The organism is Erwinia billingiae Eb661 (assembly GCF_000196615.1).
GTDB lineage: Bacteria > Pseudomonadota > Gammaproteobacteria > Enterobacterales > Enterobacteriaceae > Erwinia > Erwinia billingiae.
Window position 1 is genome coordinate 3455508 of record NC_014306.1, and the last position, 21653, is coordinate 3477160.

Here is a 21653-nt window from a genome sequence, read left to right on the forward strand (position 1 = left end):
TGCGCGTGTTGTGATTTTTATACGCTGCCGGGCATCCATAAACTGCTCTACCTGCTGTTCTGACGCTGCGAAGGCTCGCAACGTCTTAATGGCGGTAGCGGTTAAATTTCGTCAGGTGTGCGCAGGTTGGTGACGGCAATACGTTCAGCCTGCTTTCTTTCGCGCTCGGACTGCATATTGGCGCGATAAACACCCTGATCGCCCACCACCCACGAGAGCGGACGACGCTCTTTACCAATGGATTCCTGCAGCAGCAGCAGTGCCTGCATGTAGGCTTCTGGGCGCGGTGGGCAACCTGGAATATAGACGTCAACAGGCAGGAACTTATCCACGCCCTGCACCACCGAGTAGATGTCATACATCCCGCCGGAGTTGGCACAGGCACCCATCGAGATCACCCACTTTGGCTCCAGCATCTGGTCATACAGACGTTGAACCACCGGTGCCATTTTGGTGAAGCAGGTTCCTGCAACCACCATAAAGTCGGCCTGACGTGGCGAGGCACGGATAACTTCCGAACCAAAACGCGCCACGTCGTGCACTGAGGTGAACGAGGTGGTCATTTCGACGTAACAGCAGGAGAGACCGAAGTTAAACGGCCAGAGTGAGTTTTTGCGTCCCCAGTTCACCATGTCGTGCATGGCATGTTCTAACTTGCCCATGTAGACGTTTTGATGAACGTGTTTTTCCAGGGGATCGGTGACGATCTCCTGTTTCTGTAATGGGTAACGGTCATTCTCGCCGTTCGGGTCCGCGCGGGTGAGCGTATAGTCCATCTTTAAGCCTCGCTTTTACTGCGTATGACGGTTGGAATGCGAGATGGTAGTGGGTTTGACAACGACACGACGAGGTGCAGGAGCCCAATCCAGCGCGCGGATCCGCACCAGATAAACCAAACCAGCCAGCAGTACCAAAATGAAAATTGTGGCTTCCACGAAGCCGATCCAGCCGCTTTCACGGATGGCAGTCGACCAGGCGTATAAATAGAGGGCTTCAACGTCGAAGATGACGAAGAACATGGCCACCAGGTAGAACTTGGCAGACATTCGAAGGTGGGTCGTTCCTACCGCAGGGGCTCCGGACTCGAAAGGCGTGTTGGTATAGCGTCCACGGGCTTTTCCGCCTAAAAACCATGCTCCGGCCAACATTGCGCAGCAAAGGCCAATTGCGACGATCAGGAATACGGCAAAAGCCCAGTGATGGGCGATAACTTCAGTAGTTGTAGACATACGCTCTGCTTAACTCAACTCGGGGTGCCCGGTATTCTGCTCTGTAATTGGCAGTTGACCTACCCCATCGATTCAAGGGAAAAATAAAAAACCTTATAAACTTTGCTGACTTTTTTGATTAGGCAGCGATTTTATGTGGTTTTTTACTCCTTTCTATAACCTTCTGTCAACTTTGACAAAAGTATCCACACATTAATTTACACCCGCAGCATTTATTTAACATATGATGCGCAGAAAGTGAGCTAAATCGAGTCAGTTCAGCTTCTCAGTCAAAGTGTAGCGGGTATTTCCCTGTGCGGATCGCGGATTTAACAACGCCTATTTTGGCAGGATTCTGCGGGTTTTCCTTCCCCTTATTGGGGCTATTTTTTTGATCCAGCACACACTTTTGCCTTTTATGAGTTAAAAAGCAGCGCAATTCAGTGCGCAAAATCAATTCACTAAATAGTTTCTTCGCTGACAGAAATTGTCCAAAACAGGGAAAATCTGTCGCGGAGGGTTTTTGCATCAGCAGAGAAATTTGCGGGGAATTTTGCGGCAAAAAAGGGCGAGAAAATTTCAATAAAAAAGCCCTTCAATGCAAAGATGCACTGAAGGGCTTTATTTCCGTAAATAGTTCTTATTAAGCGTTAAAAATTAACAACTAAAAATAAACTTTTACAGCGAAACTTACTCGTCTTCATCCGTCAGCGAAGCGGCATCCTGAGCGGCAAGCGTCAGGTTGTACGGATCGTTGCTTGATTCCATGGCATTGAAGATGGCCAGCGCCAGCTCGTTGTCACTTTCCGGATTACGACACAGCAGGTATTCGGTATCAGGCAGAACCGGCAGACCTTCTGCCGCACCCATTACGCGCAGTTCCGGACTCATCATCTCAACCGGACGTGCAGTCACGCCCAGACCCGCTTTCACCGCTGCGCGGACGGCCGCAAGAGTGGAAGCAACATAAGAGATGCGCCATGGGATGCCAGCCTCGTTGAGGTGGTCAATGGCCATATCACGGTACGGGCTTGGCTCGTCCAGCAGTACCAGAGGAATCGCTTCCCCGCGCTGGAAGATATAGTCAGCGGCGCAATACCAAAGGGTCGGAGAAGTACGCAATACCTGGAAGGCGAAGTTCATCGGGCTCGAGGTGGTCACAACTAAGTCCACTTCACCCTGATTTAACATCTCCATCATGAACGGATTGCGCTTCACCCGCACATCAATCGCCAGCTTGGGATAGACAGACGTGACGCGGTTCAGCAAGAAAGGCAGGATGGTATCAGACGTATCATCAGAAGCACCGATAGTCAGTACGCCCTGAATATTGCTGTACATCAACGAAGTACAGGCTTCGTCGTTGAAACGAAGGATCTTTCTGGCATAGCCAAGAAGCTGAATACCATGTTCCGTCAGTAATTTATTACGTCCATGTCTGGCAAACAGTTCTTTGCCAACCAGTTGTTCCAGACGCTGCATCTGCTGGCTAACCGCTGATTGCGTTCTGCAAACCGCAGCTGCCGCAGCAGCAAAGGTGTTCAGATCGGCAACAGCAACAAATGTTCTCAGCAGATCGAGGTCAAGATTGAGGATCGGACGATTTGCACTAGTCATGTTTTCTTCACTTTATAAGATTTATACGAACAGCTACCCTGGTGTCATTACCTTCTGTATCAATAGGATACAGTGATAACAATGGCGTAATGCGGTGCGCTGAACTGCACGTTGCACTACTTTTTCTCGCAGACGTCAAAACTCCATCAGCCTGAATGTCCCCGGTATTAACCGCAGGTGGAGCCGATGACAGTTTGTTCCATCTGATACATCACTTCGGTGTGCAGCACTGACTCATAAGAAACAGAAAGCGGCACTAATATGGTCAAATAACGCCGCCAGCCTGACAGTAATGCCTGACTACGGTGCTGATAGTGTAAAAAAACCATGTAAAATTGAAAAACCAGAACGCTGCAGATACAGCGGAAAAATGATAAGCCGTACTTAAGCTTACCGGTGACAGTATACGACGTAATATCACCTGAGAAACCTGCACGCACGGCGCAAGGTCCTCTGGTTATTATCCTGCCATACTGTCGTTTACTTTTTAAGCCCCAATCCTATTATTCTTATCAGTAAAGTAACATTTTATTGGCCGAAGCCCGGCTATCAGGCCTTCCGATACAAAAATTTATCATTCCGTGCCCGGGTGCCTGACTCAAGGTAAAGGTGGACCACTTCGACGCGGGTAACCCCCTGAAAATAGCCCCAAGCCAAACTGATTGATTTTTAACCAGTCAATTAAGACAATTTTGACAGTTACAGAGTTCATCAATCCATCGAATTTTACCAAATTCTTACATATCTAACTCTTTCAAGACCCATTAGTGCCCTTTCGCCTCAATAAGAAGACTCGCGGTTCAGTTTTTAGTTTCAGCATGATGAGAATAGTCAGCATTTTATGCCAACTCATCGGCTGCATCCCTTCCCTCCTCCCGGCCAAAACCGTTTTCTTCCGGTAAGCCACCAAAGCCTGCTGATGCCCTTCAAAAGCACCGCAGACAGGAGTACATTGTGCTGGTTTAGTTTTCCATGGCAGGAAGGCAGTTCTGCAAGTCAAAGGCGAGAGAAATGAATCCAATTGAAAAATCAAGCAAACTGGATAACGTGTGTTACGACATCCGTGGACCGGTGTTAAAAGAAGCAAAGCGTCTTGAAGAAGAAGGCAATAAGGTCCTTAAGCTGAATATCGGCAATCCAGCGCCGTTTGGTTTTGAAGCCCCCGATGAGATCCTGGTAGATGTGATCCGTAATCTGCCGAGCGCGCAGGGTTATTGTGATTCAAAAGGCCTTTACTCCGCCCGGAAAGCCATCGTTCAGCATTATCAGGCGCGCGGTATGCGCGACATGACCGTGGAAGATGTCTATATCGGCAACGGCGTTTCCGAACTGATCGTGCAGTCGATGCAGGCGTTGCTGAATATGGGCGACGAGATGCTGGTTCCGGCACCGGATTACCCACTGTGGACCGCAGCCGTGTCTCTTTCCAGCGGCAAAGCGGTGCATTACCTCTGTGACGAATCCGCCGGCTGGTTCCCGGACCTCGACGATATTCGCAGTAAAATCACCCCACGCACCCGTGGCATCGTGATTATTAACCCCAATAACCCGACCGGTGCGGTTTACAGCAAAGAGCTGTTGATGGAAGTGGTGGAAATCGCACGTCAGCATAATTTGATTATTTTTGCTGATGAGATCTACGACAAAATCTTGTACGACGCGGCACAGCATCATTCTATTGCCACGCTGGCCCCCGACCTGCTGACCATCACCTTTAACGGCCTGTCCAAAACCTATCGCGTGGCCGGTTTCCGCCAGGGTTGGATGGTGTTGAATGGCCCGAAGAAGCACGCAAAAGGCTATATCGAAGGTCTGGAAATGCTGGCATCCATGCGTCTGTGCGCCAACGTGCCTGCACAGCATGCGATTCAGACGGCATTAGGCGGCTACCAGAGCATCAGCGAGTTTATCGTCCCTGGCGGTCGGCTCTATGAGCAGCGCAACCGGGCATGGGAATTGATCAATGAGATTCCAGGCGTCAGCTGCGTTAAGCCTGACGGCGCGCTGTATATGTTCCCAAAAATTGACGCCAAGAAGTTCAATCTGCACGACGACCAGAAAATGGTGCTGGACTTCCTGCTGCAGGAAAAAGTGCTGCTGGTTCAGGGCTCCGCCTTTAACTGGCCGTATCCGGACCATGTCCGAATCGTCACCCTGCCTCACGTTAACGATCTGGAAATGGCCATCAGCAAGTTTGGTCGCTTCCTCGAAGGTTACCGTCAGTAATCTGTAGCAAAACCGCCACTGACGCCGTCATCAGTATGGCGTTATACTGGCAGCTTGGGGTACGGAGCCGTCCGTTCCCCGCAGTCACGCTACAGGAAATCGCCACACATGAACCAGAGCCATTTTTTCGCCCACCTTTCCCGTCTTAAGCTGATCAATCGCTGGCCTCTGATGCGCAACGTGCGCACTGAAAATGTTTCCGAACACAGCCTGCAGGTGGCAATGGTCGCCCATGCGCTGGCGGTGATCAAAAATCAAAAATTCAATGGCAACCTGAATGCTGAACGCATCGCGATGATGGCGATCTATCATGACGCCAGCGAAGTGCTGACCGGTGATTTACCGACGCCGGTAAAGTATTACAACGCGCAAATTGCCCATGAATACAAAAAAATCGAAAAGATTGCCCAGCAAAAGCTGATTGAAATGCTGCCTGAAGAGCTGCGCAATGCTTACCGGCCGTTGCTTGATGAGCATCAGCACAGCGAAGAAGAAAAAGCGATTGTGAAACAGGCTGATGCGCTTTGCGCCTACCTGAAATGTCTGGAAGAACTCTCCGCCGGTAACCATGAATTTCAGCTGGCAAAAGCCCGGCTGGAGAAAACCCTTAGCGAGCGCCACAGCCCCGAAATGGACTACTTTGTTGAGGTGTTTGTCCCGAGCTTCAGCCTGTCGCTGGATGAAATCAGTCAGGATTCGCTGTAACGTCAGAAGGGAAACAGTACCGGCACCAGCAATACGCTGACCACCATGATCATCAGGGTGAAGGGTACGCCAATTTTGACAAAGTCACTGAAGCGATAGCCGCCAGGCCCCATCACCAGCATGTTCACCGGTGAGGAGACTGGCGTCATAAAGGCGGCGGACGCGGCCACCGCAATAATCAGGGTAAACGGATAGGGAGACAGGCCCATCTGCTGCGCGGCGGCAATCCCGATCGGCGCCATCAGCACCGCCGTGGCGGTGTTGGAAATAAACAGTCCAACGGTGGCGCAAAGGATAAACAGGCACAGCAGCATCACATGCGGACTTTTGCCTCCCGCCAGATCCATCAAACCCTCGACGATCAACGTCACCCCACCGGTTTTCTGCAGCGCTAACGCAAACGGCATCATGCCGATAATCAGGATCAGCCCCGGCCACTGAATCGCCCGATAGGCGCTCTCCATATCTATACAGCGGAATTTGCCCATCAGCAGGCAGGCAATTATCGCGGCGATCGGATTTGGAATGGCGTTGGTTAGCATCATCGCCACCATCAGGGCCATACAGAAAATTGCGTGAGGAGCCTGACTTTTTGCCGGTGCAACCTCAAGGCTATCCACCGCCGTTTTTCTGAAACTCAGCGCTCGGCCTGTACCTTTCTGCCCGGGATCTGCCAGCCATTTGCGTGCCACCAGCATATAGCCAATGCCAAGGATCAGCGCCACCATGCCCACCGGCGTAACGTCGAAGAAGCGAAATCCCGTCAACCCCTCGCGCAGCAATTCGCTGTTCACCACCAGGTTGGGGGGCGTGGCGACCAGTGTCATCATGCCGCTGATCAGACCGGCGAAGCTCAACGGCATCATCAGCCTGGCCGGTGAACTGCCCATTCTGGCCGACACGCTGAGCACCACCGGAATAAAGATGGCAACCACCCCGGTCGAACTCATAAAGGCCCCGAGTCCGGCCACCGTCAGCATCAGAAAAACCAGCATTTTCGTTTCGCTACTGCCCGCGACCCTGACCAGCCATTCCCCCATATTCAGCGCGACGCCGGTGCGCACCAGGCCTTCGCCAATCACAAACAGGGCGGCAATAAGAATCACGTTGGGATCGCTGAAACCGAGGGTGGCTTCCTGCAGGGTAAGGGTTCCGCTGAGGACAAAAGCAACGATCACACACAGCGCAATTACATCCATGCGTAATTTGCCGGAGATAAACAACAGAATGGTGATCGCCAGCAGGCTGAGGACCCAAATCAACTCATTGTTCACGGGGATCTCTGTACAGGGGAATGGCGGTACAGATCATCGCATAAAAAAAACCCCGCTATAGCGGGGTTACATCATGTCTTAGTGCTTTCTGTGCACATCAATACTGCCGTCAGCATTTTTGTGGATCACCAATTCTTCCAGCGAATAGAGCAGCATATCGACATCTTCCAGCCTTGGCGATCCGGCCGGTGCGTTGACTGCCACCACATGGCAACCTGCTGCCAGGCCTGAAAGAATGCCGGCTGCGGCATCTTCCACCACCACGCACTCTTCCGGCTCAAGCTCCAGCAGCTGCGCGCCGAGCAGATAGGCATCGGGCTCAGGCTTGCCGTTCTGCACGCGTTCGGCAGTGACAAAGGCTTCCGGCTCCGGCAAACCCGCGGCTTTACGGCGGGCAGACGCCACCGGAACAGAGCCCGAGGTGACGATAGCCCACGGAATATCCAGCTCATTCAACCTTGCCAGCAGCTCAACCGCGCCAGGCAACGCAACGATGCCGTCGGTATCTTCCGCCTCAACCTTCTCCAGCGCGATGAACTCCTGCTGAATGGCCTCTTCAGAAGAACCGGCCATAAAGTGGCGCAATGAGGTGATAGCCTGCTTGCCATGAATGAAGTTCAACACTTCTTCGGCTGCTATGCCGTGGCGTGATGCCCAATTAGACCAGGCGCGTTCGACAACCGGTAATGAATCGACCAGCGTGCCGTCCAAATCAAACAGAAAACCTTTACACTTCACGACGCTTTTCCTTCTCAGGCGTTGATGATTTGCGCGATCTCATTCGCACTCAGATGGTACTGCCGCGGACAAGTGTGCCACACAGTCAGCATGCGTTGATACTTTTCCCACATCGGCGTTTGGGCATTAAAGCCATGCGTACCGGAATCAAAATGGGTGTAGCGCCCTTCCACATTCACCATAAAGCGCACATAGCCGAGATATCGGGCTTCTGTGGCGGCATCAAAACCGAGGAAGGTCAGGCGGCGTTCTTCAATGACGGTGGGATCTTTCAGATTTGTCCAGGACACATGCAGCGCGTGATGCAGCTCCATAATATCGATAATGCTGCGGCAAACCGCTTCGGTCAGCTCGCCAAATTCGCGGTCCAACTCACGCATCTGCAAGCCGTAGCCTCGCTCAATAATGGTTTGCTGACGGCGATAGCGCTCGGCGTTATCGGGATCAAGCATGGTCATCATTTTGTACTGATTAGAGAGGATCAAACGCTGGGCATTGGTCATTTCCATCATTAACTCCTGTGCCGCACTGGGCGTAACGAAATTTGAAGGGGATGACTAAGGATCGCACAACAGGCTTGAGGGCGGTACGGCAAGCAGACGCTTCTTTGATCCAGACCGGGTTTCGTCAGATAAATGCGCAGAAAACCCGGTCAGGAGGCTAAAGATCGTCGAGGAAGGTTTTATCAAGCTGCTTGAAAGCACGTTTCAGCACATCGGCTAACGACTGATACGTGGGTTTGCCTTCCACTGGCGCGATGGCCTGGCCGGCGGCCTGCAGTTTCTCGCGAACTTCATGGAACCAGTTGAGCAGCGTGGGCGGTAATGGCGTTACGGAACGCTTACCCAACCACCACAGCCCTTGCATTGGCAGGCTGCAGGCGAACAGCGCGGTCGCCACGGCAGGGCCCAACTGACCGCCCAGCGCAATTTGCCAGCTCATGGCGAAAACGGCCAGCGGCGGCATAAAGCGGATAGAAAACCGTGTTGCACGTGAAACACGGTTCTCCGGAAAAATGGCCGCCAGGCGCTTATCGGCAGGCCATGTTTTCATATAATGCTGCCCACACTGGAACAGTTTAAACCAACCGACGGTGCCGGATTCATTAGCCATGGTTGACCTCAACTTCGGAGATAAAATTTAAACAAAATAGACCACTCAACAACTTTACCTTACATCCTTCAAAATATTTTGTCTTTAACAGGCACACTGGTTATCCTGTGCGCGATTGTTGAATGGCTGTTACGAAGTTGCTATTAGCTAGCAGTAAGGCCAGTCAAAAATCACTCTACGTTCAAAAAAAGGCGTAAAGTTTATAAATTTTTTTTGCTTTTGGACAAAATTTGCCGTGAGCTTGACGTTCATCATTAATGTACCAGCTTTCATGCGCTACGCTGATAGTCTGATTGAGTTTTTTTTCGCCACTTTTAACCAATAGGACCTTCCATGTCGAGTAAGTTAGTTTTGGTTCTGAACTGCGGCAGTTCTTCACTCAAGTTTGCCATTATCGATCCGGCAAATGGTGAAGAATATCTCTCCGGTTTTGCCGAATGTTTCCACCTGCCAGAAGCACGCATTAAGTGGAAGATGGAAGGCGCTAAACACGAAGAAGCCTTAGGCGCTGGCGCGGCACACAGCGAGGCACTTAACTTCATCGTTAAAACTATTCTGGCACAAAAACCAGAGCTGTCTGCACTTATCACTTCGATAGGTCACCGCATCGTTCACGGTGGCGAAAAGCTGACCCAGTCCGTGATCATCGATCAGGATGTGATTCAAGGCATTAAAGATGCGTCGTCCTTCGCGCCGCTGCACAACCCGGCGCACCTGATCGGCATTGATGAAGCCATGAAGAACTTCCCGCACCTGTCAGATAAGAATGTGGCGGTTTTCGACACCGCTTTCCATCAGACAATGCCGGAAGAATCCTATCTTTATGCCCTGCCGTACAAACTGTATCGCGAGCACGGCGTTCGTCGCTATGGCGCACACGGTACCAGCCACTTCTATGTCACTCACGAAGCGGCCAAAGTGCTGAACAAGCCGGTTGAAGAGCTGAACATCATCACTTGCCATCTGGGCAACGGCGGTTCGGTTGCGGCTATCCGCAATGGCGTCTGTGTCGATACCTCGATGGGCCTGACCCCGCTGGAAGGTCTGGTGATGGGTACCCGTTCAGGCGATATCGATCCTGCAGTGGTGTTCTTCCTGCACGACACGCTGGGCATGAGCGTTGATGCGATTAACCGTCTGCTGACCAAAGAGTCTGGCCTGCTGGGTCTGACCGAAGTCACCAGCGACTGCCGTTACGTTGAAGACAACTACACCACCAAAGAAGATGCCAAGCGCGCCATGGACGTCTATTGCCACCGCCTGGCAAAATACATCGGTTCGTACACCGCGCTGATGGACGGTCGCCTGGATGCGGTCATCTTCACCGGCGGCATCGGTGAAAACGCCGCGATGGTTCGTGAACTGTCGCTGGGTCGCCTGGGCCTGCTTGGCTTCGAAGTGGATCATGAACGCAACCTGGCTGCCCGCTTCGGCAAATCAGGCTACATCAATAAAGAAGGCACACGCCCGGCTCTGGTCATCCCAACCAACGAAGAGTTGGTGATTGCCCAGGACGCCAGCCGTCTGACTGCATAAGCCCTTCCCTCCGTCAGCTCAGGCTGACGGAGTTGTTTTTGACACCAGTCACTCAGGATCGCGCAAGCCCGCGCTTCAGGGATCCTGAGCCAATTCGAGAGGTTCATTGTGTCTCGTACTATTATGCTCATCCCCACCGGCACCAGTGTCGGTTTGACCAGTATCAGCCTCGGTGTGATCCGCGCCATGGAACGTAAAGGCGTGCGCCTGAGCGTGTTCAAACCTATCGCCCAGCCTCGCACCGGCGGCGACTCGCCGGACCAGACCACCACCATCATCCGTAAAAGCTCCTCTATTCCCGCAGCAGAACCGCTGCAGATGAGCCGTGTGGAATCGTTGCTGGGTTCGAACCAGCAGGACGTGCTGATGGAAGAGATCATCGCGCGTTATCACGAAAACACCAAAGATGCCGAAGTGGTGCTGGTTGAAGGCCTGGTGCCGACCCGTAAGCACCAGTTCGCCTCTGCGCTAAACTATGAAATTGCCAAAACCCTGAATGCCGAAATTGTCTTCGTGATGTCACTGGGCAATGATTCTCCGGCTCAGTTAAAAGAACGCATCGAACTGACCCAGAGCAGCTTCGGCGGCAGCAAAAACAAAAGCATTACCGGCGTGATCATCAACAAACTGAACGCGCCAGTCGATGAACAAGGCCGTACCCGTCCGGATCTGTCCGAAATCTTTGATGACTCCAACAAAGCCAGCGTTGCCAATATCGATCCTAAGCAGCTGTTTGCCAACAGCCCGCTGCCGGTACTGGGCTGCGTGCCGTGGAGCTTCGAACTGATTGCCACCCGCGCCATCGATATGTGCCGCCACCTGAACGCTGAAGTGATCAACGAAGGCGATATTCTGACGCGCCGCGTGAAGTCCGTAACCTTCTGCGCGCGCAGCATCCCGCATATGCTGGAACACTTCCGTCCCGGTTCACTGCTGGTCACGTCAGCAGACCGTCCGGATGTGATCGTCTCTGCCTGTCTGGCGGCAATGAACGGCGTGGAAATCGGGGCCATCCTGCTGACCGGTGGCTACCAGATTGATGAGCCGATCCGCAAGCTGTGTGAGCGCGCCTTCGCCACCGGCCTGCCGGTGTTTATGGTGAAAACCAACACCTGGCAGACCTCCCTGAGCCTGCAAAGCTTCAATCTGGAAGTCCCAAGCGACGATACCCAGCGTATTGAGCGCGTGCAGGAATATGTCGCCAGCCATATCGACTCCGACTGGGTTGAATCGCTGACTGCGGCATCCGAGCGCAGCCGTCGTCTGTCGCCTCCGGCCTTCCGTTACCAGCTGACCGAGCTGGCGCGCAAAGCCGGCAAGCGCATCGTGCTGCCAGAAGGCGAAGAGCCACGCACCATCAAAGCAGCAGCCATCTGCGCCGAACGTGGCATCGCGTCATGCGTCCTGCTGGGCAACCCGGAAGAGATCCACCGCGTTGCCGCCGTGCAGGGCGTTGAGCTGGGTAAAGGCATCGAGATTGTCGATCCGGAAGTCGCGCGTGAGAACTATGTCGCGCGGCTGGTTGAGCTGCGTAAGAGCAAAGGCATGACCGAAGTGGTGGCCAAAGAGCAGCTGGAAGATAACGTGATGCTCGGTACGCTGATGCTGGAGCGTGGCGAAGTTGATGGTCTGGTTTCCGGTGCCATCCACACCACGGCCAACACCATTCGTCCGCCGTTGCAGCTGATCAAAACCGCGCCGAACAGCTCGCTGGTTTCGTCGGTGTTCTTTATGCTGCTGCCTGAGCAGGTTCTGGTGTATGGCGACTGCGCCATCAACCCGGATCCTAACCCGGAGCAGTTGGCAGAAATCGCGATTCAGTCTGCGGATTCCGCCCTCGCCTTCGGCATCGAGCCGCGCGTGGCGATGATCTCCTACTCAACCGGCACTTCCGGTGCAGGCAGTGACGTAGAGAAAGTGCGCGAAGCGACGCGCATCGCTCAGGAAAAACGCCCGGATCTGGTGATCGATGGTCCGCTGCAGTATGACGCGGCGATCATGGCGGACGTGGCAAAATCCAAGGCGCCAAACTCGCCGGTAGCGGGCCGTGCCACCGTATTTATCTTCCCGGACCTGAACACCGGTAACACCACCTACAAAGCCGTGCAGCGCTCTGCGGACCTGATCTCCATCGGGCCAATGCTGCAAGGTATGCGTAAGCCGGTAAACGACCTGTCTCGCGGTGCACTGGTAGACGATATTGTTTATACCATCGCACTGACGGCGATTCAGTCCAAACAGGCTGAAGGCTAAAGCTGGCTATTCTGTGCGTTAAATGACGCTGATGACCACGTAAAGGCGGATCCACTGGATTCGCCTTTTTTTTAACCTCTTTTTACTGACATCACAAATTTAAAATAATATTCACTGACTTTCCTTTCCTGTGCTTAGGAATTTTATGTCCCATGTATTTTTTCGCGCAGGGTCCATTTTCACATCTGGCAATAATTCAAAAGGGTTTAATTCGTTGAAAGCTATCTGTAATTTAGCGGCGTAATTATTTTATGGACAAAATGCAATCCAGGACTAGTCTTAATCAGGAAAGCCATCAGGAGCGTAAAAAGCTTAATAATAATATTAACTTGCTATCCCTACTTATAATCAGATTAAGAGAGAACAGTTATGAGCGACCATAATATCCATCCGGTTTACAGTGACGTTAATACTGGCGTCCCGCTTAAACGCATCTCGTGGAGTGCCATTTTTGCTGGCGTGATCTTATCAGTGGTCATTTATTTATTGCTGACCATTCTTGGTACCGCAATTGGTGCCACCACCATCGATCCGTTAAAAGAGCAAAACCCTCTGGATGGACTGGGCACAGGGGCCGCAATCTGGACGGGTTTAAGCATGCTGATTTCCATTGGCGCGGGGGCATTTATTACTGGCCGCCTGGCACAGCGTGAAGGCGCGTTACACGGCCTGCTGATGTGGGCGGTAAATACCTTGTTTGTGGTTTGGTTAGCTATCTCGCTATTAAGCAGCGCGGTGAGCGGTACCGCCAGCGTAATTGGTTCGGGCTTTAGCATGGTGGGCAACGGTATTTCTGCCATCGCGCCTTCCGTCGCCAATAAAGCGAAAGAAACGTTGAAGGAAAATAACTTCGATCTGGGAAATGTACAGAGCGAACTGGAAAAAACCCTGCAACAAACTGGCAAGCCAGAGTTACAGCCGCAGGCACTAAAAAATGATGCGAATAAGGAATCGCAGACGGCCCAGGATCAGGCGCAGAATACGGCGAATAATCCACAAAATGCCGATACGGATTTAGCAAACTGGTTCAAAGGCGTGCTGCAACGCAATCAGGATACGCTGCAGGCAGCCGATGTTGATGCGCTGAAAAATATCATCAAAGCGCGGACCGGAAAAAGCGATCAGGAAGTCGATCAGATCGTTGCGCAAACACAGAAAAGCTACGAGCAGGCGCGTCAGAAATATCAGGAACTGAAAGCTCAGGCCGAGCAGAAAGCGCGTGAAGCCGCTCAACAGGCTGCGGCCGCCACCGCCAAAGCCAGCTGGATGACTCTAATCGTCCTGCTGATTGAAGCTGCAGTTGCCGGTGCACTTGGCATGATGGGTCGTAAAACGCAGCCTCGTCAGGTAGTTGTTCGTTAATCCCTGACGCCCGTGATCGAAAAAGGCCGCCGAAATTGAGCGGCCTTTTTTTGTGGTTGCAGCCGTTACTGAATCATCACATCCAGCGCCCGCAGATGCGCTGGCTGCCAGGAAAGCGTTACTTCGCTGCCCGGTTTCCAGCTGCTGTCGACTTTAGCAGGCGTCAGCTTCACCATAAAATTGCCCTGCCCACCGACTTCGGTCAGCATTCTGACGTGATCCCCCAGATAGATAAACTGTTGAATTCGCGCACGAACCTGCTGGTCACCCGCTTCTGGCGCATTGACGTTGACGCGCTCAGGGCGAATGCTGAGCTGGATCTTTTTACCCGGCGAGCTTGGGCGTACCTTCAGCGCATCAAGACGCGTGCCGTCATCCAGCCGCACCTGATAGTAATCCCCTTCCGAGCCGACCTGAGTCGCCAGCAGGCTGTTATTCTCCCCGATAAACTGCGCCACAAAGGCATTCGCCGGCTGTTCGTACAGGCGGTTTGGGCTGTCCATCTGCTGGATCATGCCGTCGTTAAACACCGCCACGCGATTCGACATGGTCATCGCCTCGCTCTGGTCGTGGGTGACGTAAACAATCGTCAGACCCAGCATCTCGTGCAGCTGCTTGATTTCCATCTGCATATGTTCCCGCAGCTGCTTATCCAGCGCCCCTAAGGGCTCATCCATCAAGACCAGTTTAGGTTCAAACACCAGCGCTCTGGCCAGGGCCACGCGTTGCTGTTGTCCACCCGACATTTGCGCCGGATATCGATCGGCCAGCGAGGTCAGTTTGATCATATCGAGGATCCGGCTGACCCGATCCTTCACGTCCGCCTTGCTCAGCTTGCGGATCGACAGCGGAAACGCCAGGTTCTCGGCCACCGTCATATGCGGGAACAACGCATAGTTCTGGAACACCATGCCGATATCCCGCTGATGCGGCGGCAGCGTGTGCAGCGGCTTATCACGCAGGAAAATCTCGCCGTCGGTCGGCGTCTCAAACCCGGCCAGCATCATCAGACTGGTGGTTTTTCCGGAACCGGAAGGCCCCAGTAGCGTCAAAAATTCGCCTTCCTGCACGTCCAGATTGAGATTGCGCACCACCAGCTTTTCGCCGTCGTAGCTCTTTTTGATGTTCTTAAAACTGACCAGTGATCTCATGGCATTCTCTCGTCGAGGCAGGAAAGGGATCCAGTGCTCTGCGGACTATTCCGTCAGGCGCAATGGGTGGCTCCTTTTTAGCTCTACCACAACAAATTTCCTTCCCACAAGCAGAATTTGACAAGCTATCGACGCTGAATTCATTCTCAACACAATCAACGCAATGAATTTTAATCGTTTTTAATCACTGAAAATTTATTACCTGCATCACCCGCGTAGAATCAGGCAAGACTATGCGCACTATTATCGTGCATTCGCCCTGTTTTGAGGCAATACCTCAGCTGGGTTTCAGCCGCCGTTGCAAACACGCCAGCACCGGCGCGAAGGTTGCCACCATGTTCTGCTCCTCGACGCAGGCATAACCGAGGATCAAACCCCGGCGCGTGGTGCCCTGCAGGTAATACGCTGAAAGTGGCCGGGTCAGCACGCCCTGCTGTTCCAGTTCCGCCGCAACGGCCACATCGTCGATGCCGTCGGGAAGCGAGAGGATCAGGTGCAGCCCGGCGTTGCTTTGCTGCGCCAAAAACGCCGGTCCAAGGCTTGAGGTGATGGCGTCCACCAGCGCGGCACGGCGGCGGCTGTACAGCTGGCGCATCTTGCGGACGTGCGCGGCGTAGTGTCCTTCGCGAATAAATTCGGCCAGCGTCAGCTGCACTAGTCCGTTCCCGCCGCGATACAGTTCCGAATGGGCCATTTTCATCCGCGCGGCCAGCGGTTTAGGCACCACCATGTAGCTCAGCCGCAGGCCGGGATAGAGCGTTTTGCTGAAGGTGCCGAGGTAGATAACCGGCGCATCCGAAGACAATCCCTGCAGCGAAGGGATCGGGCTGTCGCCAAAGCGAAACTCGCCGTCATAATCATCCTCAACAACCCAGCTTCCGGCGTTTTTCGCCAGGTCCAGCAGCTGCTGACGCCGCTGCAAACTCATCACCGATCCCAGCGGATACTGATGCGATGGTGTGACGCAAATCAGCCTTGGCGGTCGGCTGACGTGGCTGAAGGCGGCAATATCCGGCAGCACCATGCCGTGCTCATCCACCGGCGTCGGCAGCAGTTCAACGCCGTTCACCGCCAGCACATTGCGAAATCCCCAGTAACCCGGCTCTTCAATCCACGCGCTGTCGCCCGGATCGCACAGCATTTTCGCCAGCAAATCCAGCGACTGATGCGTGCCAGCGGTGACCAGAATCTGATCCGCCGAACAGTTCAGCGAGCGAATAACCCGCAGGTATTCGGCCAGCGCCTGCTGCAGCTGCACGCAGCCGCCGTGGCTGGAGTAGCTCAGTGCCTCCACCGGCATCCGACGGCTCAGCCGTAACTGGATTTTGCGCCAGATATCGTGCGGCATATGGCTGACGTCGGGCACGCCAGGCATAAACGCGCCCCACTGGAAGGCGCCGGCACCGCTACGCGCCAACACGCGTGTGCCACGGCTGGACAGGCGGATGTAGTTAAACGGTTTTCCCGCCGGGACGGGTGACGCGTTGGCCTCCGGCGCCATCTCCGGCAGCCGCTCGCAGACGAAGGTCCCACTGCCGGTTTTGGTTTGCAGATAGCCCTCAGACTGCAGCTGTTCGTAGGCCGAAAGCACCGTGTTTCGCGAAACAGAGAGATCTTTTGCCAGATCGCGGGTGGCCGGTAAACGGCTGCCGGTGGCAATAGCCCCTTGCTGGATCGCCGACTGCAAAACATCGTACAAACGCTTGCCCAGCGCGCCTGCGGGAGCCTGGCTTAAACGGTGTGCGAGCAGGTCGCCAAGTAACGTTCGCAAAATTGGTACCTCGCAATAAAAAAAACTGGCTCTGGATTATAAAACCCACAAAACGGTAAAAACGAGTCAACCCAATACCACGTGGACCGTTCCACGCGAAGACATCTGATGAGGTACAACCATGAACAGTGAAGTGCAACAGCGTCGTTTAGCTGCCACGCCGCGCGGCGTTGGCGTGATGTGTGATTTCTACGCCGTTCGCGCAGAAAACGCCACGCTGTGGGATCATCAGGGACGAGAGTATACCGATTTTACCGCCGGGATCGCCGTTCTGAATACCGGACACCGTCATCCAAAAGTGGTTGAAGCGGTTCGCAACCAGCTGGACTGCTTCACGCATACCGCTTTTCAGGTCATTCCCTACGAGAATTATTTGCTGCTGGCCGAGCGCCTGAATCAGCGGGTGCCGATTGCCGGCCCGGCAAAAACCACTTTTTTCTCCAGCGGCGCGGAAGCGGTTGAAAACGCGGTGAAGATTGCCCGCGCGGCCACCGGTCGTCCGGGCGTTATCGCTTTCACCGGCGCTTTCCATGGCCGCACCATGATGACCATGGGCCTGACCGGCAAAGTGGTCCCCTACAAAACCGGCTTTGGACCGTTCCCGGGGTCGGTGTTCCATGCCCGTTACCCGAACGCGCTGCATGGGCACAGCATCGACGATGCGATGGAGAGCCTGGAATCCCTGTTCCGCTGCGACATCAGCCCACAGCAGGTCGCCGCCATTATCTTCGAACCGATCCAGGGCGAAGGCGGCTTCAATATCGCGCCAGTCGAGTTTGTCAGCAAACTGCGCACGCTCTGCGACCAACACGGCATTCTGCTGATTGCCGACGAAATTCAGACCGGCTTTGCCCGCACCGGCAAGCTGTTTGCCTGCGAATACTACCCGGATGCCAAACCTGACCTGATCACCATGGCGAAGAGCCTGGGCGGTGGTCTGCCGATCTCTGCCGTCTCCGGACGTGCCGAAGTGATGGATGCCCCACTGCCTGGCGGACTGGGTGGCACCTATGCCGGCAACCCGCTGGCCATTGCCTCTTCGCTGGCGGTACTGGAGGTGATTGACGAAGAAGCGCTGTGTGACCGCGCGCTGCGTCTGGGTGCTGAACTGGTTGAAACGCTCAACGGCTGCGGCAATCCGGCGCTGGTTGAAGTGCGTGCCCGAGGCTCGATGGTGGCCGCCGAATTCAACGATCCGGCAACCGGCAAACCTTCTGCGGAAATCGCCAAAAACATTCAGCAAAAAGCGCTGGAACACGGCCTGATCCTGCTGACCTGTGGCGTGCATGGCAACGTCATCCGCTTCCTTTATCCACTGACTATTCCGGACGCCCAGTTTAAACAGGCGCTGACGCTGCTCGACACGCTGTTGCGCGCGTAGCTCCGCTGGCACAAATACTGCAATAACGCACCGGCAGCGCTGGCTGCTGATAACAATAACGAGGGGAGTTTTGGCATGGTTAAGACGTTGGCATTAATGATTCTGGCTGCTTTTGCCGTACAGGCGCAGGCAGAAACCCTGACCGTCGTTTCTTTTGGCGGCACCAACAAGGATGCGCAGGAGAAGGCTTTCTACAAACCCTTTACCGCCGCAGGTAAAGGCACTATTGAAGCCGGCGAGTATAACGGCGAGATGGCGCGCATCCGCGCGATGGTTGAAACCGGCCAGATTGGCTGGGATGTGGTGGAACTGGAAACCCCGGAACTGCAGCGCGGTTGTGAAGAAGGTCTTTTTGAAACGCTGGACTGGAACAAACTGGGCAAAAAATCTGACTTTATCCCGGCAGCGGTCACCGAATGTGGCGCCGGTATTTTTGTCTGGTCGACCGTGCTGACTTACGACGCCACCAAGTTAAAGAAAGGACCAACCAGCTGGGCGGACTTCTGGGACACCAAAGACTTCCCGGGTAAACGTGCGCTGCGCAAAAGCGCCAAATACACGCTGGAAATCGCGCTGATGGCCGACGGCGTGAAGCGTGAAGACGTGTATACCGTGTTAGCCACCCCTGAAGGTGTCGATCGCGCCTTTAAAAAGCTCGACCAGATCAAACCGAATATTCAGTGGTGGGAATCCGGCGCTCAGCCGCTGCAGTGGCTGGTTTCCGGCGATGTGGTGATGAGCTCGGCCTACAACGGCCGCATTGGTGCCGCGCAGGCTGAAGGACATAACTTCAACATCGTCTGGGACAACGCGCTATACGACCTGGATAACTGGGCGATCGTCAAAGGCTCGAAGCACAAGGCCCTGGCCGAACAGTTTATTGCCTTCGCTAACCAGCCTGAAAACCAGAAGGTGTTTGCTGAAAACATTCCTTACGGCCCGACCAACCTTAGCGCCGGCAAGATGCTGGATCCTAAACGCCTGAGCACCCTGCCAACCGCGCCGGAAAACCTGGCGAAGTCGTTACAGGTGAGCAGTGATTTCTGGCTTGAGCACGGCGAAGATCTCGAACAGCGCTTCAACGCCTGGGCAGCCAGATAAGTTAAGCCGGCCGGGCCAGCATCGCGCCCGGCCGCACCTGAATTAAGGAGTCAGCAATGAGTCAAAATCCGGTTCTGGAGTCCAACATGCCCCCTGCACTGAACGGCGAGCTGTCCCTCAGTCAGCGTCTGCGCCGCGTGGACCGGGCGAAAACCCGCCGCTCACTGATGCTGATAGCGCCTTTGCTGATCTTCGTGGTGGTCTGTTTTCTTTTTCCGATCGTTTCCATTCTGAGTAAAAGTGTTGAGAACCCGGAGTTCCACGACACGCTGCCGGAAACCACCGCCGCGCTGGCGCAGTGGTCAGGCAACGCCCTGCCCGATGAATCCCTGTATGCCACGCTGGGCAAAGAGCTGAAGAGCGCCCGCGAGCAAGGCCAGATTGCGGCCATCGCCAAACGGATGAGCTATGAGGATCCCAGCTTCCGCCGGCTGATTGTGACCGCGCCGCGTCTGGTGCCCGACTCGGGAAGCCAGGTAAAAGAAGCGATGATCGCCCGTCAGCCGTTGTGGGGCGAACTGTCTACCTGGCAGACGCTGCAACGCGCAGCCAAACCGCTGACCAGCTACTATCTGCTGTCGGTCTTCGATCGTAAGGTGGATGTCAAAACCGGTGAGGTAGTGAAGATCCCGGCTGAGCAGGCGCTGTATGTTAACGTGCTGCTGCGCACGCTGTGGATGGCGTTGGTGGTGACCTTACTCTGCGTGGGCATTGGCTATCCGCTGGCGTACTGGCTGGCAAAGCAGCCCTCTAATCGCGCGAATCTGCTGATGATCCTGGTCCTGCTGCCGTTCTGGACCTCGCTGATCGTCCGCACCGCCAGCTGGATTGTGCTGTTGCAGTCAGGTGGGTTAATTAACCGCGCATTGATGGCAGTGGGCTTAATCGACCACCCGTTAACGCTGGTGTTTAACCGCATTGGCGTCTTTATCTCGATGACCCACATTCTGCTGCCGTTTATCGTGCTGCCGTTATATGCAGTGATGAAAGGCATTTCCCCCACCTATGTGCGCGCGGCTATTTCCCTTGGCGCGCATCCGTTCCTCGCTTTCTGGCGCGTCTACGTGCCGCAAACCTACGCCGGGATTGCCGCGGGTGCGCTGCTGGTCTTCATGATGGCGATTGGCTACTACGTAACGCCCGCCCTGCTGGGCGGACCGGATGACCAGATGGTCAGCTACTTTGTGGCGTTCTTTACTAACAGCACCATGAACTGGGGCATGGCCGCAGCATTGGGCAGCCAGCTGCTGATTATCGTGATGTTGCTGTATGTGGTTTATGTCCGCGTGACCCGCACCTCTGCCGAATCGGCAGCCCATTAAGGAGACGATGATGAGACAAAATGGAAGCCAACTGCTTCGCCTGTGGAACGCCTTCTTCACCTTTTATGGCGCGGCGGTACTGCTGTTTCTGATCGTGCCGGTCCTGGTGATTGTGCCGCTGTCGTTTAACTCAAGTTCGTTTTTAAGCTATCCCCTCAGCGGCTTCTCGCTGCGCTGGTATCAGACCTTCTTCCATTCAGGTGAGTGGCTGAATGCGCTCGGCAACAGCCTGATGATTGCGCCGATGGCCACCTTAGTGGCAACGGTGCTGGGCGTGCTGGCGGCGATGGGGCTGGTGCGGGGGGAATTCCGTGGCAAAGGGATCGTGATGGCCATTCTGATTTCGCCGATGGTGGCGCCGGTGGTGATCATCGCCGTGGGGATGTTCTTCTTCTTTGCGAAACTCTCGCTGCTGAACAGCTACCTCGGGCTGGTTCTTGCTCATGCCCTGCTTGGCGTGCCGTTTGTGGTGATCACCGTGGTGGCGGTACTTAAGAGCTATGACAGCAATCTGTCGCGCGCGGCCGCCAGTCTGGGGGCTTCGCCGCTGTATACCTTCCGCAAAGTGACGCTGCCGCTGATTGCGCCCGGCGTATTCTCCGGTGCGCTGTTCGCCTTCGCCGCCTCTTTCGATGAAGTGGTGGTGACGCTGTTCCTCGCCAGCCCGCGTCAGCGAACCTTGCCCATTCAGATGTTTGCCGGCATCAGGGAAAATCTTGACCCGACCATCGCCGCGGCGGCGACGTTGATGATTGGCGCGTCCTTGATCCTGCTGATCGTCATGGAACTGCTGAGAAGGCGCGGCGAGAAAATGCGTCAGTCGGCACCGGCTCATTAGACTCGATGCCAGAAAAGCAAAACGCCTGATGAAATTCATCAGGCGTTTTTTTTGCAC

Annotated in this window: 19 protein-coding genes; 9 read left to right on the forward strand and 10 right to left on the reverse strand. The window is 54.4% G+C overall.

Annotation, left to right across the window (positions count from 1 at the left end; translation table 11 throughout):
* Positions 1 to 101 precede the first annotated feature (101 nt).
* The 4 genes from EBC_RS17095 to lrhA all read right to left on the reverse strand — a co-directional run bounded on the left by EBC_RS17095 (position 102) and on the right by lrhA (position 2825).
* Positions 102 to 776, reverse strand: coding sequence for a NuoB/complex I 20 kDa subunit family protein (locus EBC_RS17095; RefSeq protein ID WP_013203091.1), 675 nt, complete (start codon positions 774 to 776; stop codon positions 102 to 104).
* Positions 777 to 791: 15 nt separating this feature from the next.
* Positions 792 to 1229: an NADH-quinone oxidoreductase subunit A gene (locus tag EBC_RS17100; protein WP_013203092.1), complete on the reverse strand. Its 438-nt coding sequence runs from the start codon at positions 1227 to 1229 to the stop codon at positions 792 to 794.
* 265 nt (positions 1230 to 1494) lie between these two features.
* Positions 1495 to 1791: a hypothetical protein gene (locus EBC_RS25815; RefSeq protein ID WP_134824624.1), complete on the reverse strand. Its 297-nt coding sequence runs from the start codon at positions 1789 to 1791 to the stop codon at positions 1495 to 1497.
* Between the two features lie 107 nt (positions 1792 to 1898).
* The gene (gene lrhA, locus EBC_RS17105) at positions 1899 to 2825 is read right to left on the reverse strand and encodes a transcriptional regulator LrhA (RefSeq protein WP_013203095.1); all 927 of its coding nucleotides are present in this window, start codon (positions 2823 to 2825) and stop codon (positions 1899 to 1901) included.
* 1011 nt (positions 2826 to 3836) lie between these two features.
* Here lrhA and EBC_RS17115 point away from each other — a divergent pair.
* Together EBC_RS17115 and yfbR are read left to right on the forward strand one after the other, a co-directional pair.
* A complete protein-coding gene (locus tag EBC_RS17115; RefSeq protein ID WP_013203097.1) occupies positions 3837 to 5051 on the forward strand; it encodes a pyridoxal phosphate-dependent aminotransferase in 1215 nt (404 codons plus the stop codon).
* Between the two features lie 108 nt (positions 5052 to 5159).
* Positions 5160 to 5756, forward strand: a complete 597-nt coding sequence (yfbR, locus tag EBC_RS17120; protein WP_013203098.1) for a 5'-deoxynucleotidase — start codon at positions 5160 to 5162, stop codon at positions 5754 to 5756.
* A 2-nt stretch (positions 5757 to 5758) separates the two neighbouring features.
* Here yfbR and EBC_RS17125 read toward each other — a convergent pair whose 3' ends face one another.
* The 4 genes from EBC_RS17125 to yfbV form a co-directional block, all read right to left on the reverse strand.
* Complete coding sequence (locus EBC_RS17125) at positions 5759 to 7030, reverse strand: SLC13 family permease (protein ID WP_013203099.1); 1272 nt, start codon at positions 7028 to 7030, stop codon at positions 5759 to 5761.
* A 78-nt stretch (positions 7031 to 7108) separates the two neighbouring features.
* Positions 7109 to 7768, reverse strand: coding sequence for a sugar phosphatase (locus EBC_RS17130; protein WP_013203100.1), 660 nt, complete (start codon positions 7766 to 7768; stop codon positions 7109 to 7111).
* 14 nt (positions 7769 to 7782) lie between these two features.
* Positions 7783 to 8277, reverse strand: coding sequence for a YfbU family protein (locus EBC_RS17135; RefSeq protein ID WP_013203101.1), 495 nt, complete (start codon positions 8275 to 8277; stop codon positions 7783 to 7785).
* Positions 8278 to 8428: 151 nt separating this feature from the next.
* Positions 8429 to 8881 carry a terminus macrodomain insulation protein YfbV gene (gene yfbV, locus EBC_RS17140; RefSeq protein ID WP_013203102.1) on the reverse strand — a complete coding sequence of 151 codons (453 nt, stop codon included), beginning with the start codon at positions 8879 to 8881 and terminating at the stop codon, positions 8429 to 8431.
* Between the two features lie 333 nt (positions 8882 to 9214).
* Here yfbV and ackA point away from each other — a divergent pair, with 333 nt between their 5' ends.
* The 3 genes from ackA (at position 9215) to EBC_RS17155 (ending at position 14032) form a co-directional block, all read left to right on the forward strand.
* The gene (gene ackA / locus EBC_RS17145) at positions 9215 to 10417 is read left to right on the forward strand and encodes an acetate kinase (protein ID WP_013203104.1); all 1203 of its coding nucleotides are present in this window, start codon (positions 9215 to 9217) and stop codon (positions 10415 to 10417) included.
* A 108-nt stretch (positions 10418 to 10525) separates the two neighbouring features.
* Positions 10526 to 12670, forward strand: a complete 2145-nt coding sequence (gene pta / locus EBC_RS17150; RefSeq protein WP_173363015.1) for a phosphate acetyltransferase — start codon at positions 10526 to 10528, stop codon at positions 12668 to 12670.
* Between the two features lie 369 nt (positions 12671 to 13039).
* Positions 13040 to 14032, forward strand: a complete 993-nt coding sequence (locus EBC_RS17155; protein WP_013203106.1) for a TIGR04086 family membrane protein — start codon at positions 13040 to 13042, stop codon at positions 14030 to 14032.
* 65 nt (positions 14033 to 14097) lie between these two features.
* Here the strand turns inward: EBC_RS17155 and EBC_RS17160 are convergent, their stop codons facing one another.
* Complete coding sequence (locus EBC_RS17160) at positions 14098 to 15183, reverse strand: ABC transporter ATP-binding protein (protein ID WP_013203107.1); 1086 nt, start codon at positions 15181 to 15183, stop codon at positions 14098 to 14100.
* 277 nt (positions 15184 to 15460) lie between these two features.
* Positions 15461 to 16954 (reverse strand): MocR-like pyridoxine biosynthesis transcription factor PdxR, encoded by a 1494-nt coding sequence (gene pdxR, locus EBC_RS17165; RefSeq protein WP_013203108.1) that lies wholly within the window; start codon positions 16952 to 16954, stop codon positions 15461 to 15463.
* Between the two features lie 121 nt (positions 16955 to 17075).
* On the opposite strand from pdxR, the gene EBC_RS17170 reads away from it, so the two are divergent.
* The 4 genes from EBC_RS17170 to EBC_RS17185 all read left to right on the forward strand — a co-directional run bounded on the left by EBC_RS17170 (position 17076) and on the right by EBC_RS17185 (position 21596).
* Positions 17076 to 18335, forward strand: coding sequence for a 4-aminobutyrate--2-oxoglutarate transaminase (locus EBC_RS17170; protein ID WP_013203109.1), 1260 nt, complete (start codon positions 17076 to 17078; stop codon positions 18333 to 18335).
* A gap of 75 nt (positions 18336 to 18410) precedes the next feature.
* Positions 18411 to 19436: an ABC transporter substrate-binding protein gene (locus tag EBC_RS17175; protein WP_013203110.1), complete on the forward strand. Its 1026-nt coding sequence runs from the start codon at positions 18411 to 18413 to the stop codon at positions 19434 to 19436.
* A gap of 56 nt (positions 19437 to 19492) precedes the next feature.
* Complete coding sequence (locus EBC_RS17180; protein WP_013203111.1) at positions 19493 to 20758, forward strand: ABC transporter permease; 1266 nt, start codon at positions 19493 to 19495, stop codon at positions 20756 to 20758.
* Between the two features lie 10 nt (positions 20759 to 20768).
* The gene (locus tag EBC_RS17185; RefSeq protein ID WP_013203112.1) at positions 20769 to 21596 is read left to right on the forward strand and encodes an ABC transporter permease; all 828 of its coding nucleotides are present in this window, start codon (positions 20769 to 20771) and stop codon (positions 21594 to 21596) included.
* Positions 21597 to 21653: the final 57 nt, after the last annotated feature.